The following is a 16,145-nucleotide window of genomic DNA, read 5'->3' as shown; positions in this document are numbered from 1 at the left end:
AAAGAGCGGTTATTTACCGTCTTCGTCGCGAATAATCTCGGCATCCGCCTCTTCTTCATCATCATCGTAATAGCCATCGGCGCGCAGCTGTTCCTCGCGCTTTTTCTCGACGCGGGCGACGAGGAAGATCGAGATTTCATACAGCCCGTAGACCACCACAAACAAAATGACCTGAGTGATCACGTCCGGTGGAGTCACCAGCGCGGCCAGCACCAGAATGGCGACCACGGCGTATTTGCGGACTGATCCCAGGCCTTCGGCCGTCACCAGCCCCGCCTTCCCCATCAGGGTCAGCAGAACCGGCAGTTGAAAGCACAGGCCAAAGGCCACGATGAACTTGATCGTCAGGTTCAGGTATTCCTGCGCCGAGCCCTGGAAGACCACGCTCAGCGGGGCGGCAGTTGCACCTTCGGTCACCACCTCACCTTCGGCCCCGAATTGCTGGAACCCAAGGAAGAAGTCATAGGCCAACGGCGTAACGACGTAGAAGGCAAAACTTGCACCCAGCAGGAACATGAAGGGCGAGGCCAGCATGAACGGCAGGAACGCGTTCTTTTCGGATTTATACAACCCCGGAGCAACGAACCGCCACATCTGCATCCCTATATAGGGGAACGCCAGAATGAACCCGCCAAGCAGCGAGACCTTGATGGCCACAAAGAAACCTTCCTGCGGCGAAATGAAGATTAGTCCGCAATCCTGCCCGCGTTCGGCCAGAACATCGCATAACGGGCGCGTCAGGAAGTTAAAAAGCGGCGTGGCCACCGTAAAACAGATGATCATGCCAATCAGAAACGCTACGACGCAGTGAATAAGCCGCGTGCGAAGCTCCGCCAGATGCTCGATCAATGGGGCCGAGCTGTCCTCGATCTCGTCGGTCTTGGTCATGTCTTGCTTTCGGTATTCAGCGCGGCCTCGGCTTCTTCCGCTTTGGCCAAAGCTTCAGCAGCTTCCTTGGCCTTGCGTTCGGCAGCCGCGCGCGCGGTCGAGGCCTGAATCTTTTTCGCCTGCTCTGCCCGTTCAGCCGCCAGTTTGCCGGTTTCGCTGTCGGGGTCGAACTTGGTCGGATCCATGCTCTTGGCCATTTCCTGTGCGGCTTCTTTCACGCCGTCCATGGCTGTGCCAACCGGATTGGTCGCCGCGTTCAGCCCCTTTTTGATTTCATTGACACCAGCCTGATCTGCGGCCTCGTTCATCGCACTGCTGAATTCGCGCGCCATACCACGTGCCTTGCCGACCCAACGGCCAACATTGCGGAACAGCACAGGCAGGTCCTTTGGCCCCACAACGATCAGGGCCACGATGCCAATGACCAGAAGCTCGGTCCAGCCCAGATCAAACATCTGGTCTTATGCCTTATCTTTGTCAGTCTCGGGCGTGACGTCCTTTGCGAGCTCGGACGCGTCCTGCTCCAACTCATCCGCGCCTTCTTTGACGCCCTTTTTGAACGAAGTGATACCCTTGCCCACTTCACCCATGAGCGAGCTGATCTTGCCACGGCCAAACAGCACTAGCACCACAACCGCAATCAGCAGAAGACCGGGAAGGCCGATATTGTTGAGCATGTCATATCTCCTTGTACATCGACGCACTGCGCCGGGAATGTGATCTGAGTTCGTGTCTACGCCCGGATCCCCGATTGCAAAAGTCAGGGCTTGCAATTTGTGCAGTAAATTTGATCGCCCTACCCTTTTTTTGAGGCTCGCTTTTTGCAACTGACAGGTTTATGTCAGTTGTAGTTGGCTAGGTAGAGGACATCGAAACCTGGTCAACGGAGACTCAAATGACCCATGTTGCAGAAATCGTCACCTTCAGCCTCGCCAATAGCACCACGCCGGAAGAGTTTGTGAAACTTAGCCGGGCCTCCGAAGGCTTTGTCCGGTCTGCTCCCGGCTTCACCCATCGACACTTAAGCCAGGGCGAAGATGGCCGCTGGACCGACTATGTGGTCTGGACGGATATGAAAGCGGCCAAAGACGCCGCCGCGCAATTCCCGCAGCAGGACTTTTGCGCGGATCTGATGGCTGCGATCGATCCGGAAAGCATCCAGATGCGCCATGAGAATGTGCTATGGAACATGACCGCCTGATCGCGGTCGAAACGGTGTGTCATGCGCCGCACTGACCGCCTGTTCGACATCATCCAGATTCTGCGCGACGGTAAACTGCACCGCGCGCAGGACATTGCGGACCGGCTTGAGGTGTCGGTTCGCACGATCTACCGCGACATGGATACTCTCGTCGCCTCGGGCGTCCCGGTCGAGGGGGAGCGCGGCGTAGGCTACATGGTGCGCGAACAAATCACCCTGCCCCCCCTGAACCTGACCCCAGCCGAGCTAGAAGCGCTGAACCTCGGCATGGCGATCGTGGCCGAAGCCGCCGACCCGGATCTGAAAGCCGCCGCCGAAACTCTCGCCGACAAGATCGACGCGGTGCTACCGGCACAGGTCGTGGCCGAGGCCGACGCCTGGAAATTCGCCGTTTATCCCTTTGCCGATGCCGCGCGCGGGCTGGCGCATATGGCGCCAATCCGATCCGCCATCAAGTCGCGCCAAAAGCTCCTCCTGTCCTACCGCCGCATCGACGGCGTATTGACAGAACGCACGATCCGCCCACTGCATATGGACTACTGGGGCCGCGTCTGGACCCTGACGGCATGGTGCGAATTGCGCGCAGGCTTCCGTGTCTTCCGCGTAGACCTGATCGAATCCGTGCACCCCTTGCCAGAAATCTTTGCCGACGAGCCCGGCAAAAGACTAAGCGACTTCGACCCCGAAGCGTGATCCGCGCTTCATCTGGCTAAAAATATCCCCACCGGAGGTATGGCCCGATCAGGGCCATTCCCTTTAGTTCAAGTAGGGTTCCGGATCGACGGCCTCGAATCCTTTCCGAACCTCGAAATGGACATAAGCATTGTCGCCGCCGCGCAATGCAGCAATCTTTTCGCCCCGGCGCACACGATCGCCCTTTTTCACCGCGATGTTTTCGACATTGGCATAAACGGTTAGCAAGTCGTTCTTGTGCTTCACAACGATGATCGGCACCTGATCAGCGTCTGCGGTGATCGCGGCCACCGTACCGGCTTCGGCGGCTTTCACCGCAGTTCCCGGTGCCGCAGCGATATCAATGCCCTCGTTCTTTCCCTTGCTATAGGTACGGATAATCGTCCCCGTGACGGGCAGACCCAACAGGGAGTTGCTCTGGTTGGTTGGGGCTTCGGCCGTAACATCAGGCGCAGGTTTTGCTGGCGCAATCACTTCTTCCGGCAAAGGTTGCGTCGCGCTTGGCGGAGTGGGCGTCGGCGACCCCTGCCCCGGCTGCGTGACATTGGTTGCCGGCTGGCTTACCTGTTGCGGCGCAGGCTGGCTTTTGATCGGGATCAGCAGGAACTGCCCCTCACGCACAGTAAAGTCTGAATCCAAGCCGTTCCAATCGGCAAGCGCGTCCACCGGCACATCGTAAAGCCTTGAGATCGTAAAGGCTGTTTCACCCCGCTTGACCTTGTGCCGGATCGGTTCTGGGCCAGCTGGGGCCGGGACTGGTGCCGCGGCAGGTTGCGCAGGCTCCAGTGTCGACGTTCGAACAGACCCATCCGTCGGCGCGTCGTCAATAGCTGTTCCGGCGATCGTGGCGATATCCACTGTACTGGCGGCACCAACCGCCCGAGGCAGGACAACAACCTCGCCATCACGCAGGGTGTCCGTCGGCTTGAGGCCGTTGAAGGTGGCAAGCTCGCCCTCGGGCAACCCGACCCGTGCGGCCACGTCCCTCACTGTGTCACCACGGCGCGCTATGGCGACCTGATACGTCGGATAGGTGATCACGCCGCGTGCATCCGGCGCCGGTCGGCTTGTTGTCGCGGATTGCGCCGCGTCAGTTGTCGAAAACCCGCCGACCTGCCCGCGCAGATCATAATCGAGCGGACCTTCACATCCCGCCAAAAGGGCCAGAGCCGCGGCTCCGGTTGCGCAGCGTCGTATCGCTGACTTGGAAACTGCTCTCATTTTGCTGTCCTCATCACCTGCCCCTGTTGGCCGGGGTTCCGGTGCATCTGCAAAGTAATCCTTTACGCCCCTTCTTTTCCCAACCCCTCTAGCAGAGGTACGAAACGAACGGGCAACAATTCATCATATTCCAGACCGGTCTCGGTTCGCCGCACGCGGATCAACGTCTGAACCGCATCCGACTGCCCCACCGGTAAAACCATGATACCGCCGATTTTGAGCTGCGCCAAGAGCGGCCCGGGAGGGTCTTCCGCAGCCGCCGTCACAATGATGCGGTCGAACGGTGCCTGTTCCGGCAGACCAAAGGATCCATCCGACAGCATCGCTGTCACGTTGGTCAGCCCCATATCGAGGAACAGTTCCCCCGTTTCACGGACCAACCTCTTGTGGCGCTCGACGGTGTAAACCCGGCGCGCCAGCTTGGACAGGACGGCGGCCTGATATCCGGACCCCGTGCCGATTTCCAGAACTGTATCGCGCGGACGCACGTCCAGCGCCTGCGTCATAAGCCCAACAACTGACGGCTGACTTATTGTTTGACCACAGGCAATCGGCAACGGAGTGTCTTCATAGGCGCGCTCAGAAAACAGGCCTTTGACAAACTTTCCGCGATCAATCTGCTCCATCGCGGCCAGAACACGTGCATCCGTCACCCCGCGCGAGCGCAAGGCAAACAGAAATTGCATAATGGTTTCTGCGCTTGGTCCGCTCATTCGATCGACTTCAATGCCTCAAGCGTGTCATGCGCTGTCAGGTCCGCGCGCATCGGCGTAACCGAAATATAACCGGCCAGATTTACTGCGGCGTCCGTTCCGGGCGCGGTCGGGTTGTGCTGATAGCCCCCCTTGATCCACAAAAAGCGCCGCCCCGAAGGAGAGCTGTGAGGTTCGACCGAGAAATGTGTATCCCGGCGGAACCCCTGCGGCGCGATCCGCGTCCCCAACACTTCGTCCGCAGGAACCGGAGGGAAATTCACGTTATAAAACAATCGGTAATCGCCCTGTTCTGCTGGGGTAGCATCCAGAATTTTCCGCACAAGGTCGGCGCCGTGCCGGGTTGCTGTCTCAAAGGGATCGTCCAGCCCAAGATTACGCGGGCCGAAATACTGCGACAACGCGATCGCGGGGATACCTTGTAAGGCAGCTTCCATCGCGCCGCCCACGGTTCCGGAATACAGCGTGTTTTCGGCCGAGTTGTTTCCACGATTCACACCCGACAAAACCAAATCCGGCAGCGCATCCTTCATCACGTCGTGCAAGCCAGCCAGCACGCAATCGGCGGGCGACCCTTCAGCCGCAAACCGACGTTCACCCAACTGGGCCATCATCATCGGATGCGTATAGCTGATGCAGTGACCAACGCCGGATTGTTCGAATGCCGGCGCGACGACCCAAACCTCCCCATCCGGCCCTGCAAGTTCTGCGGCAATCGCCTCGAGCGCGATAAGCCCCGGGGCGTTGATTCCATCATCGTTGGTCAGAAGAATACGCATATGCCCCATCCGTCCCTGCGTTTTTTCCTTGATAGACCCGCCCCTGCGCGGCGGCAAGCGACCCGCGCACGCAATCTGCGGCTTTCACGCACCACTTGGCCCTAATCTGTGGTTACAGGCGTTACTCGGGGAACACGAAACACCGGTCCCGGCGGACCGTCAGCCACATAACGCGTCCCGGCTGGGGCACAAAGACGTTGGGTACCGTCGCTTTCAGGATCGAGCCGTCATGATCCATGCGAAACTCAACAAGGCTTTCGTTGCCCAGAAACCGCGAACGCTCGACCACGCCTCGGGCCGCGACGCCATCCGTCGCCGTTGGGAGCGGCCCTTTGCCGTTGCGATCAAAGTCCAAGCGAACGTGCTGAGGGCGGAAAACGATCTCGACATTCGTGCCATCAGCGACGCCGGGCGCCAGAAACTGCCCAAACGGCGTGTCCGCCAAGGCCCCATTCACTTGCGACCTTAAAGTATTGAGATCGCTAAAAAAGGCCACGGCCGCCTTATCAGCCGGGCGTGTATAAACGTTATAGGGCGCGCCTTGCTGAACGATCTTGCCCCGTCGCATCAACGCGATTTCGTCTGCCATGCGCATGGCCTCTTCGGGTTCATGAGTGACCAGAACCACAGCCGCGTCTTCCTGCTTGAGGATCGCCAGGGTCTCATCCCTGATGCCATCGCGCAGCCGGTTGTCCAGCCCCGAGAAGGGTTCATCCATTAACATGATACGCGGGCGCGGTGCCAGAGCACGCGCCAATGCCACCCTTTGCTGCTCACCCCCTGACAGGTGATGCGGAAAATCGTCTATGAACCGCATCATGTCGACCTTGCGCAGCAGTTCTTCGACGCGGGCGCGTTTTTCGTCCTTGCGCCCTTTCAAGCCAAAAGCGACGTTGTCCGCCACGCTGAGATGGGGAAACAGGGCAAAGTCCTGAAACATCAACCCAATTTCGCGACGTTCCGGAGGCACGCGAAACACGGTGTCGCAGATCAGTTTCCCGTCGACGTAAATCTCACCGGATTCCTGCATGTCGACCCCTGCGATCATCCGCAGCGTCGTTGACTTGCCACAACCCGACGGCCCCAGCAAACAGGTGACCTGCCCCGCCTGAACGGTCAGCGAGACATCGTCAACCACAACCCGCCCTTCATAGCGCGCGACCAGATTGCGAATTTCCAGACGTGGAGGAGTTGCGTCTACTGTCACCGATGGACCCCGTTGCCTTTCCCGATCAATTCCATCGGACTTGGGCGGGGATAGCAACCCCGCCCCTCAGGCGCAAGGGATCAGCAACACCCGCCGGACAGAGCTTCTCCGGCGGCTTCAAACGGGCTTTCCCCGCCACACCCTTCGAAAATGCCATAATGGGTCGAGAAATCGCCGATAAAGTCGAAATGCCGGGCAAATCGTGTGTCTTTCAACATCATCCACGTATTACCGCAAACCGGAAAGACCTTGCCGGTTTCAATCGCATGATGGTCATCCAACTCAAACAGATGCGGAGCATGAGGGATGGTGCCCTTGTAGATCACCGCCTGCCCGTAATCCTCGCAAGCTGGCTCCAGCTCCGGCAGCTTGAACAGACGATACGTCGCGGACAGGAACTTCAACGGCGCAACGCGCTCCTCCAGCACCGGGTTTTCAATGGTCAGCGGTCGGTGAGTCACACGGCGTGGATCGCCAAATCCTGCCTTGCGCGAGATCGACAGGAAATCATTCCAATACATCGCCCCGGACAGGCATTCACCGTACAAAACCTCATCCTCGGCCATAGCCTGAGGCACGCGTCGATCGGCGTAGACGTCCGAGAAATACATCTCGCCGCCTTCTTTCAGCAGGCGGTGCGCCCCGCGCAAAACCGCCTCTTTATCGGTGGCCAGATTGATGACGCAGTTCGAGACGATGATGTCGAACGAGCCGGGCTCAAGGTCCAATTCGTCCAGTTTTTCGATATAGCCGTGATGGAATTCAACATTCGACGCTCCGTGACCAAAGGCCTGTGCGTGATAATCCTGATGCGCTCGGGCGACGTCCAGTTGCTCGGGCGTCATATCCACACCAACCACGCGGCCTTTTTCGCCCACCATAGCGGACAGAGCGTAGACGTCGCGCCCGGCCCCACAGCCCAAGTCGAGGATGCTCATCCCCTCAAGATCCAGCGGGGCGATCAACCCGCATCCATAGTAACGGGTCAACACATCGTCATGAATTTGCGAAAGAATTTTCTTTACATGATCCGGCATGTCATCCGGCGTGCAACATGCGTTGGTCTGCAGGTCAGAACTGCCTTGCAAGACTTCGCCATAGTAATTCTGCACCGACTCATGCTTCATCCCGAGCTTCCCTCTGTTTCGCGACAGACATCAGCTAGATCAGAGCGGTGTCAGGTGCAATCCAAGCCTTCGACATTTAACAGAACTGTGAGTTGCCCGCCTCAACCCAGCAGTTCGAAATCGACGCCCGCGCGCACCCGACCATTCACCTGAATTTCCAACCGATGTGCGCCGGGGACCAGCTTGAAGGTTGTCGCATCGGCTTTAAGCTTGTGCTTCTTTCCCAGTTTTAACGCCCCGTCGCGCAAAGCCGATTGCTTGAGTTTATGCACCTTTGTTGAAGTTTTTCCTCCAGGCCTTTGAAAGTGAATAATATAATCTACCAAAACGGGTTGATCACTCTCTCCGGTCAAAGCCACATCAAACTCCAACGCCCCGCTAATCCTGGCCTCACCAAGAACAGCGATGCTTGCCGAAACCTCGGCTTCTGGGTCAAAGCCCAGCATCTTCATGGCCTTGGGGTGGCCCGATTTGACTAGCCCGCGCAGAGTGTGCGTTGTCATCCATCGCAATTCGTCAGCTTCTTGATGCGCGTCCTGCGACCAGCTTTGCAAGCGGCTCAGAACCAGTTCGGGGTCCTTCTTTGTGATATCATTCAGATGATTGGCGACCGAGCGTGTCACGTAACGAGTCTTGTCCACGTGAAGCCGGTCCAACAATGGTAACGGATCAGTCAGGTCCAGCCCGACCGCCTGCCCCCACGGCAGCCTTGGCCGCGTTCCTTCGCTAACCAGTCTGCGCACGTGATAGCTGTCGTGATCGCACCAAACTTCCATACGCGCCATCACCTTATCAGGATGGTGGTTAAGGAATGGGCGAATGGCCCATTCCATTGAGAACCTCTGCGTCAGTTCTTCGATCACGTCCAGCGCCAGATCGGGATGGTCCAACCCAACGTCCACAACCCAATCGCCCAAGGGCGCAAAGATGAAGTCACCGAAATCATCATCCGTCTTGGTCGGGTCCAACGGAGGGGGCAAGGCTTTCAACAACGTCGGCGCAACGTCCGGCAGATCACCGGGAACGGCCTTTTGCAGACACGTGGCGATCCACGCCATACGCTCTTTCAACTCAAGACCAGACAGGCGGGACATGACCTGCGCTTGAAGCGCATCCACATCGAAACCGGGGTCGGCTGCCGCGAAAAGCCCCGCCAGATAGCGGGTCTTTTCTGCATTAAATAACTGATCTTTCAGTGAAAAATTTTTCGCCATCATCTACATCGTCAGGTTGGTCCCGCCGCCGTCCAGCAGGATATTCTGACCCACGATAAACCCCGCGTGCTGGGAACACAGAAAAGCGCAGGCCGCGCCAAATTCCTGCCGTGTGCCATAGCGGCGCGCGGGGATCGTGGCGGCGCGTTCGGCACGGGCGTCTTCCATCGAGATGTTCTTTTGCAAGGAAACCCCGCTGTCCAGCGCATCGGCGCGGTCGGTGGCGTGAATGCCGGGCAACAGATTGTTGATCGTCACCCCTTGGGGGGCCACCTGACGCGCGGTTCCGGCGACATAGCCAGTCAGCCCCGTCCGCGCCGCGTTCGACAGGCCCAGCACGGCGATGGGCGCGCGCACGGATTGCGAGGTGATATTGACCACGCGCCCCCAGCCTTTGTCCATCATTCCCGGCAGCAAGGCCTTCATAAAGGCAATCGGCGTCAGCATGTTGGCGTCCAGCGCTTTGATGAAATCTTCACGCTCCCAATCCGACCACATACCCGGAGGGGGACCACCCGCGTTTGTCACAAGAATATCAACACCCTCCGCAGCTTCTATGACCTGCTCCTGACCGTCCGGCGAAGTGACATCGCACGCGACCGTCTGAACGTCCACGCCATGGTCCGAGCGCAACCGCGCGGCTTCAAACTCTAACGCCTCGGAACCGCGCGCGTTCATCACGAGATCGACCCCCGCTGCAGCCAATGACTCGGCACAGCCCAGACCCAATCCCTTGCTACTGGCACAAACCAGCGCGCGTTTTCCTTTGATTCCCAGATCCATCTGATCCTCCCCATCTGTTGTTGTTGCCATGTCTAGCACCGGCCAGACAGGGAAGACCAGAATTCAAGAACGATCAGTAAAAGAACTCTTCCCGAACAATTTTTCCGTTCGCCACATGATAGACGCCAACCTCTTGCATATCAAAGGCTTCACCGGTTTCTTTCACCTTGCCCTGCACTGAAAAAATCACCGCAAAGCGATCTTCACCATGAGGAAAGGGATCACTGACCGAAGCGCCCGAGACCTCGTGCGCGCCTTCCCACCATTCGTGTTTACCTCGAATGGCGTCGCGACCGTGGATTTCACGCCCCATATCCATGAAATCCTGCCCTTCGACCGAAACGGCATCCTCGGCATAGAGCTTATCCAGATTTTCCTTGGCGCGGTCTTCGCGACAACCAGCCACCAGCTCATCGGCAATCTCTTTCAAATTCATTTATCCACTCCACTATTTGTTCACTATATGTTCTTATTGCCATAGCTGTACGATTCGAACCACCCCCTTTGTCTTGCCTCGGCAGGATTCCCCGCCTATACGCGCGATTATGCTTGATACCTCGAACCAACCCTCCCTGCCGCCCGAGATCGCCCGTCGCCGGACCTTTGCGATCATCTCGCACCCGGATGCGGGCAAGACGACGCTGACGGAAAAGTTCCTTCTATACGGAGGCGCGATCCAGATGGCCGGTCAGGTCCGCGCCAAAGGTGAGGCGCGGCGCACACGCTCGGACTTCATGCAGATGGAAAAGGATCGCGGTATCTCGGTTTCCGCTTCGGCAATGTCGTTCGACTATGGGAACTTCCGTTTCAATCTGGTTGATACACCCGGTCACAGCGATTTCTCGGAAGATACCTATCGGACGCTCACCGCTGTAGACGCTGCTGTGATGGTGATCGACGGCGCGAAAGGTGTGGAAAGCCAGACGCAGAAACTGTTCGAGGTCTGCCGCCTGCGCGATCTGCCGATCCTGACCTTCTGTAACAAGATGGACCGCGAAAGCCGCGATACGTTCGAGATCATCGACGAAATTCAAGAGATGCTGGCCATCGACGTCACTCCCGCCGCCTGGCCGATTGGCGTGGGGCGCGATTTCATCGGCTGCTATGACATGCTGCGCGACCGCTTGGAACTGATGGACCGCGCCGACCGCAACAAAGTGGCCGAGAGCATTCAGATCGACGGTTTGGACGATCCCAAGCTGGCCGAACACGTCCCAGAACATCTGCTGGAGAAACTGCTGGAAGAGGTCGAAATGGCGCGCGAATTGTTGCCCAAGCTCGACCCGCAGGCAGTGCTTGAGGGGCATATGACCCCAATCTGGTTCGGCTCGGCGATTAACTCGTTCGGCGTCAAGGAATTGATGGAAGGCATCGGTGCATACGGCCCGCAGCCACAGGTTCAATCGGCTGAACCGCGTCAGATCGCGCCGGATGAAAAGAAGGTCGCAGGCTTTGTCTTCAAGGTGCAGGCCAATATGGACCCTAAGCACCGCGACCGCGTAGCGTTTGTGCGAATGGCCTCGGGACATTTCAAACGCGGCATGAAGCTGACTCATGTACGGTCGAAAAAGCCCATGGCGATCTCGAACCCGGTGCTGTTTCTGGCCTCCGACCGCGAATTGGCTGAAGAGGCATGGGCCGGCGACATCATCGGCATCCCCAACCACGGGCAACTGCGCATCGGGGACACCCTGACCGAGGGTGAGGCGTTGCGCGTCACCGGAATTCCGTCCTTTGCGCCGGAACTGCTGCAAACCGTCCGCGCGGCAGATCCGTTAAAAGCCAAGCATCTGGAAAAGGCTTTGATGCAGTTCGCCGAGGAAGGTGCAGCCAAAGTGTTCAAACCCTCGATCGGGTCTGGCTTTATCGTAGGTGTGGTCGGTGCGCTGCAATTCGAAGTGCTCGCCAGCCGGATCGAGATGGAATACGGCCTGCCTGTTCGGTTCGAGGCGTCGCAGTTCACTTCGGCCCGTTGGGTCAGCGGTGACAAGGTCGAGGTTGAAAAATTCGTCAACGCCAACAAACAGCACATCGCGCATGACCATGACGGCGACATCGTTTATCTGACGCGCCTGCAATGGGATATCGACCGGGTTGTGCGGGACTATCCGGCATTGAACCTGACGGCGACCAAGGAAATGATGGTTTGATTGCAGTGGCAAACACCCCGCCGCAATCTCTTGGGCATGAAAGAGATTGATCTGACCTATCCCGACGGTCTGACAGGCGTCCTGGACCGTTTTGAGGGCCGCCGCGCCCCGTTCGACTTTGGCGCTGAAATGCTGCCGCCTGCTGATGCTGCTCTGGAGCCTTTGACTGTTCAGATCGTTGCTGAGGATGCGGCGCGGCTGGGTCCGGGGTCGCCCAACACATCTTGGGCGCGCAAACGGGCGCGGATCGCGGAAGAATTCGTAGGCTCGACCGAACTGGCATTCCTGAACGCTCAGTTGATCGCAAACCTGCGTAAAAGGGATTTTCCGACACAATGCCCGACCCTGTTTCAGCGCCTCTGGGCCGAGCAATCGGCGCATCTGTTGCAGGTGTTGGACCTGCGTTGGCTGGTATCCTCGGTGCAGACATTTGCAGATCACGGCATGACCCCGACCCAACGTGAGGTCGGTCATGCCTTGCGCATGTTGTTTGGTCTGGTCAAACTGTATGAGTTTGAACGTCTGTTTTCCGGCCACCTACCCTCGGATGCCTTTCGGTTGCGACACAAAGTCGATGCCGCCCTAACAATGGGGATGGAGGGGTTTTCGCTGGATAGTGGTGGTCCGGATATCAACCTTATTGCGCCGATCTGGTCCAAAGCTTTGACCGACCCAACCATAGCGCTGTTGGCCGATCATCTTCTGAACAGGCTTAACGCGGACCCCGGCACTGTGTTCCGACGCCTGAAACTAATGCGAGAGATGCGGGCGGCGCGGCAAAGGGCGCGGCAGTGACAACTTGGGGCATCGTATCGACTGTTCAGGGAACGGCAAAGGACATCCTGCGATTTGTGGCCTATCACCTCGATCTTGGGGCCGATCAAATCTTTCTGTTTCTGGACGAGCCCTGCCCCGACGCCTTCAACGTGCTTATTCGCCACCCGAAGGTCGAGGTTCGCATCTGCGACGCAAGGTTCTGGACCTACAGGCAACGCAAAAGGCCCGATACGCATCAGGTGCGACAGACCGCAAATGCCAGCTTTACTTATCGAAAGGCACAAGTTGACTGGCTGACTCATATTGATCTGGACGAATTCCTGTGGTCCCAGACCCCTATTGATGAACAGTTGGCAGAGATTCCGGATGACGTCCCCGCGGTTCGTGTCCGTCCGATTGAACCCGTCGGGGGCACGCAGGATCAGTACAAGGCCTATATTCCTACCGGTCAGGGCCGCGACGGGATTATGCAAACGCTTTATCCGAATTACGGCGCATTTGTTCTGGGTGGATTCCTCAGCCACGTTCAGGGCAAGCTCTTCGTGCGTACCGGCCTGCCCCAGATCAATTTCCGCATCCACAACCTGTTTCAGAACGGAGAGATGTGCCCGGTAAAGACCGAGTTACCCGGAATCGACCTGTGCCACCGCCACGCGCCTGACTGGGATCATTTCCGGGCGCATGTCCAATTTCGGATGCAAAGCGGATCATACAGGGCCGGAATGTCCCCGAACGTGCCACGCGAACATGGCGGGTTGAACATGAACGAACTGCTGAGCTGGATAATGACCGAAGGCGGCGAAACCGGGCTTCGTGCGTTTTACGATGAAATCAGCGGTACAGACCCCGAGGTTTACGCGCGATTGAAGCAACATGGGTTGATCCGCTATCGCCCGTTCAATCTGGACGAAAAGCTCGCGAAACACTTCCCCGGAACCGCCTGAATTGTTGCTCGAAATCCAGACTATCACGGACCGCCGTTACGTTAACGTGTCTTCATTTGACGCTGATCGACGTTTTTGTTATGTCCCCGCCCAAGCCGAAATGCGCGCTGCTGCGTATGGTCATCCGGACCCGGCATTCCTTTGACGCGCGGGCCAGGTCTAGTGTCCGCAAAAACGGACATACATGACAAAGTTTAACGAACTGAACCTGAACCCGAAGGTCCTCAAAGCCATTGAGGAAGCCGGATACGAAACCCCCACCCCGATCCAGGAAGGTGCAATTCCCCCTGCGCTTGAGGGCAAGGATGTTCTGGGTATCGCCCAGACCGGCACCGGGAAAACCGCAAGTTTTACTCTGCCGATGATCACCCTGCTGGCCCGTGGCCGCGCACGTGCGCGGATGCCGCGATCGCTGGTGCTTTGCCCGACGCGGGAACTGGCCGCGCAGGTGGCCGAGAACTTCGACACATATACCAAGCACCTGAAACTGACCAAGGCGCTGTTGATCGGAGGCGTCAGCTTCAAGGAACAAGAGGCGCTGATAGATCGGGGCGTCGACGTTCTGATCGCCACGCCCGGTCGTCTGCTGGACCATTTCGAACGTGGCAAACTGCTGCTAACCGGCGTTCAGATCATGGTGGTGGATGAGGCTGACCGGATGCTGGATATGGGCTTTATCCCCGATATCGAGCGCATCTTTTCGCTGACGCCGTTTACGCGCCAGACACTGTTTTTCTCGGCCACCATGGCCTCTGAGATCGAGCGTATTACTGACACGTTCCTGTCAGCCCCTGCCCGCATCGAGGTTGCCCGCCAGGCGACGGCGTCTGAAACAATCGAACAGGGCGTGGTGATGTTCAAAGGTGGTCGCCGCGACCGTGAGGCCAGCAATAAACGCAAGGTCCTGCGCGCACTGATCGACGCCGAAGGCGACAAATGTACGAACGCGATCATCTTCTGCAACCGCAAGACGGATGTTGATATCTGCGCGAAGTCGCTGAAGAAATACGGCTATAACGCCGCCGCCATCCATGGTGATCTGGACCAGTCGCAGCGTATGAAAACGCTGGACGGGTTCCGCGACGGGTCTCTGCGCCTGTTGGTGGCCTCGGATGTGGCCGCGCGGGGTCTGGATATCCCGTCGGTCAGCCACGTGTTCAACTTTGACGTGCCCGGCCATGCCGAAGATTACGTTCACCGGATTGGCCGGACGGGTCGTGCCGGTCGTGAGGGCAAGGCAATCACCATCTGCTCGGGCCGCGACGAAAAGGCGCTGGATGCAATCGAAAAGCTGATCCAAAAGGAAATCCCCCGGATCGACAACCCGATCAAGGACGAGCCGAAGTCGGACGCGCCCAAGCAAGAGAAAAAAGCCAAGCCGTCGGATGAAAAGAAAAGCGACAGCAAAAAGAGCGACCGTAAAAGGGAAAAAGAACCCAGGGGCCGCAATCGTCGCGACGGTGGTGGCGCGAATGTTGTAGGAATGGGCGATCATATGCCCAGCTTTATCGCGCTCAGCTTTGATGAGCGCCGAGCCGGTTAAATCGACAACACCAGCACAACTATCGACGCACCCAGCAATGTCATCCCGGCGATCTCGCGCCGGGTGATGGTCTCGCGGAAGAACAGCAGCGAGGCGAAAAGGCTCAGGATCAACTCGACCTGCCCCAGCGCTTTGACATATGCCGCGTTCTGCAATGTGAAGGCTAGAAACCAGCAAAATGACCCGCTCAGGCTGGTGAGGCCGACAAATACTCCGGTCCGGCGCGTGTCCCAGACAGCCCGTAATTCGGCCCGGTCCCGCCACAAAAGCCAAAGCCCCATGCTGAGAAACTGGAACGACACCACAACAGCCAGTGTCACCAGCGCACGGAACCACGCGTCGATATCACCCAATTCCAACGAAGCCCCGCGGTAACTGACCGAGGAAAACGCGAACAGAACACCCGACCCAAGCCCCAATCGCGAGGCGCGATTGGTCAGGTGTTTCCACCACGCGCCATCCCCGCCGGGGTTTTTCGACAGCAACAGAACCGCCGTCAGCCCCAGAATGATCGCCGCAAACGCCCCCGCCGACACCTGATCGCCAAGGACCAGAAAACCCACAATGGCGGTCTGGATGACTTCGGTTTTCTTGAAGGTGATCCCGACGGCAAAATTGCGCTGCTTGAACAAAGCGACCACACAGATCGTCGCAAGAATCTGAGTTGTCCCGCCAATCACTGCGAACATCCAAAATTTGGCGGTCAGATGCGGCAGGCCATACCCTGTCAGCATCAAAGCCACAGCCAACCCTAGCACCGCCAGAGGCATCGAATACGCAAACCGCGCAAATGTCGCGCCAGCCGCACTCAGCTTCACGCTACTCAGCGATTTTTGCAGCATGAAGCGAACGGTTTGAAACGAAGCAGCCGCGAGAGTGACGGGAATCCAAAGGCTCATGCCGAC

At 58.0% G+C, this 16,145-nt stretch carries 18 protein-coding genes; 6 read left to right on the top strand and 12 right to left on the bottom strand.

The window, feature by feature from the left end:
* Positions 1-9 precede the first annotated feature (9 nt).
* The 3 genes from tatC to GOV88_RS12850 are packed head-to-tail and all read right to left on the bottom strand — an operon-like array spanning position 10 to position 1,565.
* Positions 10-888 (bottom strand): twin-arginine translocase subunit TatC, encoded by an 879-nt coding sequence (gene tatC, locus GOV88_RS12860; RefSeq protein ID WP_171121622.1) that lies wholly within the window; start codon positions 886-888, stop codon positions 10-12.
* On the bottom strand, positions 885-1,343 hold the full coding sequence (tatB, locus tag GOV88_RS12855; RefSeq protein WP_171121623.1) for a Sec-independent protein translocase protein TatB: 459 nt from the start codon (positions 1,341-1,343) through the stop codon (positions 885-887). Before tatB ends, tatC begins: the two co-directional genes overlap by 4 nt.
* A gap of 6 nt (positions 1,344-1,349) precedes the next feature.
* On the bottom strand, positions 1,350-1,565 hold the full coding sequence (locus GOV88_RS12850) for a twin-arginine translocase TatA/TatE family subunit (protein WP_039531114.1): 216 nt from the start codon (positions 1,563-1,565) through the stop codon (positions 1,350-1,352).
* 218 nt (positions 1,566-1,783) lie between these two features.
* Here GOV88_RS12850 and GOV88_RS12845 point away from each other — a divergent pair, with 218 nt between their 5' ends.
* Complete coding sequence (locus tag GOV88_RS12845; protein ID WP_171121624.1) at positions 1,784-2,089, top strand: hypothetical protein; 306 nt, start codon at positions 1,784-1,786, stop codon at positions 2,087-2,089.
* 21 nt (positions 2,090-2,110) lie between these two features.
* On the top strand, positions 2,111-2,782 hold the full coding sequence (locus GOV88_RS12840; RefSeq protein WP_171240681.1) for a YafY family protein: 672 nt from the start codon (positions 2,111-2,113) through the stop codon (positions 2,780-2,782).
* Positions 2,783-2,845: 63 nt separating this feature from the next.
* On the opposite strand, the gene GOV88_RS12835 is transcribed toward GOV88_RS12840, so the two are convergent.
* From GOV88_RS12835 to GOV88_RS12800, 8 genes are all read right to left on the bottom strand, one after another.
* Complete coding sequence (locus GOV88_RS12835) at positions 2,846-4,003, bottom strand: M23 family metallopeptidase (RefSeq protein ID WP_171240680.1); 1,158 nt, start codon at positions 4,001-4,003, stop codon at positions 2,846-2,848.
* A 62-nt stretch (positions 4,004-4,065) separates the two neighbouring features.
* Positions 4,066-4,716, bottom strand: coding sequence for a protein-L-isoaspartate(D-aspartate) O-methyltransferase (locus tag GOV88_RS12830; RefSeq protein ID WP_171240679.1), 651 nt, complete (start codon positions 4,714-4,716; stop codon positions 4,066-4,068).
* A complete protein-coding gene (surE, locus tag GOV88_RS12825; RefSeq protein WP_171240678.1) occupies positions 4,713-5,495 on the bottom strand; it encodes a 5'/3'-nucleotidase SurE in 783 nt (260 codons plus the stop codon). The genes GOV88_RS12830 and surE overlap by 4 nt, the downstream gene beginning before the upstream one ends.
* Before the next feature lie 121 nt (positions 5,496-5,616).
* The gene (locus tag GOV88_RS12820; protein ID WP_171121629.1) at positions 5,617-6,702 is read right to left on the bottom strand and encodes an ABC transporter ATP-binding protein; all 1,086 of its coding nucleotides are present in this window, start codon (positions 6,700-6,702) and stop codon (positions 5,617-5,619) included.
* Positions 6,703-6,782: 80 nt separating this feature from the next.
* Positions 6,783-7,829 carry a methyltransferase domain-containing protein gene (locus tag GOV88_RS12815; RefSeq protein ID WP_171240677.1) on the bottom strand — a complete coding sequence of 349 codons (1,047 nt, stop codon included), beginning with the start codon at positions 7,827-7,829 and terminating at the stop codon, positions 6,783-6,785.
* 101 nt (positions 7,830-7,930) lie between these two features.
* Entirely contained in the window at positions 7,931-9,043 is a 1,113-nt protein-coding gene (locus GOV88_RS12810; RefSeq protein WP_171240676.1) for a hypothetical protein, read from the bottom strand.
* A gap of 3 nt (positions 9,044-9,046) precedes the next feature.
* Positions 9,047-9,826 (bottom strand): SDR family oxidoreductase, encoded by a 780-nt coding sequence (locus tag GOV88_RS12805; protein WP_171240782.1) that lies wholly within the window; start codon positions 9,824-9,826, stop codon positions 9,047-9,049.
* Positions 9,827-9,899: 73 nt separating this feature from the next.
* Positions 9,900-10,262: a SnoaL-like domain-containing protein gene (locus GOV88_RS12800; protein WP_171240675.1), complete on the bottom strand. Its 363-nt coding sequence runs from the start codon at positions 10,260-10,262 to the stop codon at positions 9,900-9,902.
* A 109-nt stretch (positions 10,263-10,371) separates the two neighbouring features.
* Here GOV88_RS12800 and GOV88_RS12795 point away from each other — a divergent pair, with 109 nt between their 5' ends.
* From GOV88_RS12795 to GOV88_RS12780, 4 genes are all read left to right on the top strand, one after another.
* Positions 10,372-11,976 (top strand): peptide chain release factor 3, encoded by a 1,605-nt coding sequence (locus tag GOV88_RS12795; RefSeq protein WP_171211342.1) that lies wholly within the window; start codon positions 10,372-10,374, stop codon positions 11,974-11,976.
* A complete protein-coding gene (locus GOV88_RS12790) occupies positions 11,977-12,771 on the top strand; it encodes a hypothetical protein (protein WP_171240674.1) in 795 nt (264 codons plus the stop codon). It begins immediately after the preceding gene.
* On the top strand, positions 12,768-13,697 hold the full coding sequence (locus GOV88_RS12785; protein ID WP_171240673.1) for a glycosyltransferase family 2 protein: 930 nt from the start codon (positions 12,768-12,770) through the stop codon (positions 13,695-13,697). Before GOV88_RS12790 ends, GOV88_RS12785 begins: the two co-directional genes overlap by 4 nt.
* Positions 13,698-13,881: 184 nt before the next feature.
* Positions 13,882-15,240 (top strand): DEAD/DEAH box helicase, encoded by a 1,359-nt coding sequence (locus GOV88_RS12780; protein WP_171121636.1) that lies wholly within the window; start codon positions 13,882-13,884, stop codon positions 15,238-15,240.
* Here GOV88_RS12780 and GOV88_RS12775 read toward each other — a convergent pair.
* The gene (locus tag GOV88_RS12775; protein ID WP_171240672.1) at positions 15,237-16,139 is read right to left on the bottom strand and encodes a DMT family transporter; all 903 of its coding nucleotides are present in this window, start codon (positions 16,137-16,139) and stop codon (positions 15,237-15,239) included. The genes GOV88_RS12780 and GOV88_RS12775 overlap by 4 nt on opposite strands.
* Between the last annotated feature and the right edge of the window lie 6 nt (positions 16,140-16,145).

This window comes from Ruegeria sp. HKCCA5491 (assembly GCF_013034565.1).
Classification (GTDB): Bacteria; Pseudomonadota; Alphaproteobacteria; order Rhodobacterales; family Rhodobacteraceae; genus Ruegeria.
Note: the sequence above shows the minus strand (reverse complement) of the source record. Positions and strands in the feature narration are given on the sequence as shown.

Coding starts and splice junctions, on each gene's coding strand:
- tatC (WP_171121622.1), bottom strand. CDS start 888: ATGACCAAGACCGACGAGATCGAGGACAGCTCGGCCCCATTGATCGAG.
- tatB (WP_171121623.1), bottom strand. CDS start 1,343: ATGTTTGATCTGGGCTGGACCGAGCTTCTGGTCATTGGCATCGTGGCC.
- GOV88_RS12850 (WP_039531114.1), bottom strand. CDS start 1,565: ATGCTCAACAATATCGGCCTTCCCGGTCTTCTGCTGATTGCGGTTGTG.
- GOV88_RS12845 (WP_171121624.1), top strand. CDS start 1,784: ATGACCCATGTTGCAGAAATCGTCACCTTCAGCCTCGCCAATAGCACC.
- GOV88_RS12840 (WP_171240681.1), top strand. CDS start 2,111: ATGCGCCGCACTGACCGCCTGTTCGACATCATCCAGATTCTGCGCGAC.
- GOV88_RS12835 (WP_171240680.1), bottom strand. CDS start 4,003: ATGAGAGCAGTTTCCAAGTCAGCGATACGACGCTGCGCAACCGGAGCC.
- GOV88_RS12830 (WP_171240679.1), bottom strand. CDS start 4,716: ATGAGCGGACCAAGCGCAGAAACCATTATGCAATTTCTGTTTGCCTTG.
- surE (WP_171240678.1), bottom strand. CDS start 5,495: ATGCGTATTCTTCTGACCAACGATGATGGAATCAACGCCCCGGGGCTT.
- GOV88_RS12815 (WP_171240677.1), bottom strand. CDS start 7,829: ATGAAGCATGAGTCGGTGCAGAATTACTATGGCGAAGTCTTGCAAGGC.
- GOV88_RS12810 (WP_171240676.1), bottom strand. CDS start 9,043: ATGGCGAAAAATTTTTCACTGAAAGATCAGTTATTTAATGCAGAAAAG.
- GOV88_RS12805 (WP_171240782.1), bottom strand. CDS start 9,826: ATGGATCTGGGAATCAAAGGAAAACGCGCGCTGGTTTGTGCCAGTAGC.
- GOV88_RS12800 (WP_171240675.1), bottom strand. CDS start 10,262: ATGAATTTGAAAGAGATTGCCGATGAGCTGGTGGCTGGTTGTCGCGAA.
- GOV88_RS12795 (WP_171211342.1), top strand. CDS start 10,372: ATGCTTGATACCTCGAACCAACCCTCCCTGCCGCCCGAGATCGCCCGT.
- GOV88_RS12780 (WP_171121636.1), top strand. CDS start 13,882: ATGACAAAGTTTAACGAACTGAACCTGAACCCGAAGGTCCTCAAAGCC.
- GOV88_RS12775 (WP_171240672.1), bottom strand. CDS start 16,139: ATGAGCCTTTGGATTCCCGTCACTCTCGCGGCTGCTTCGTTTCAAACC.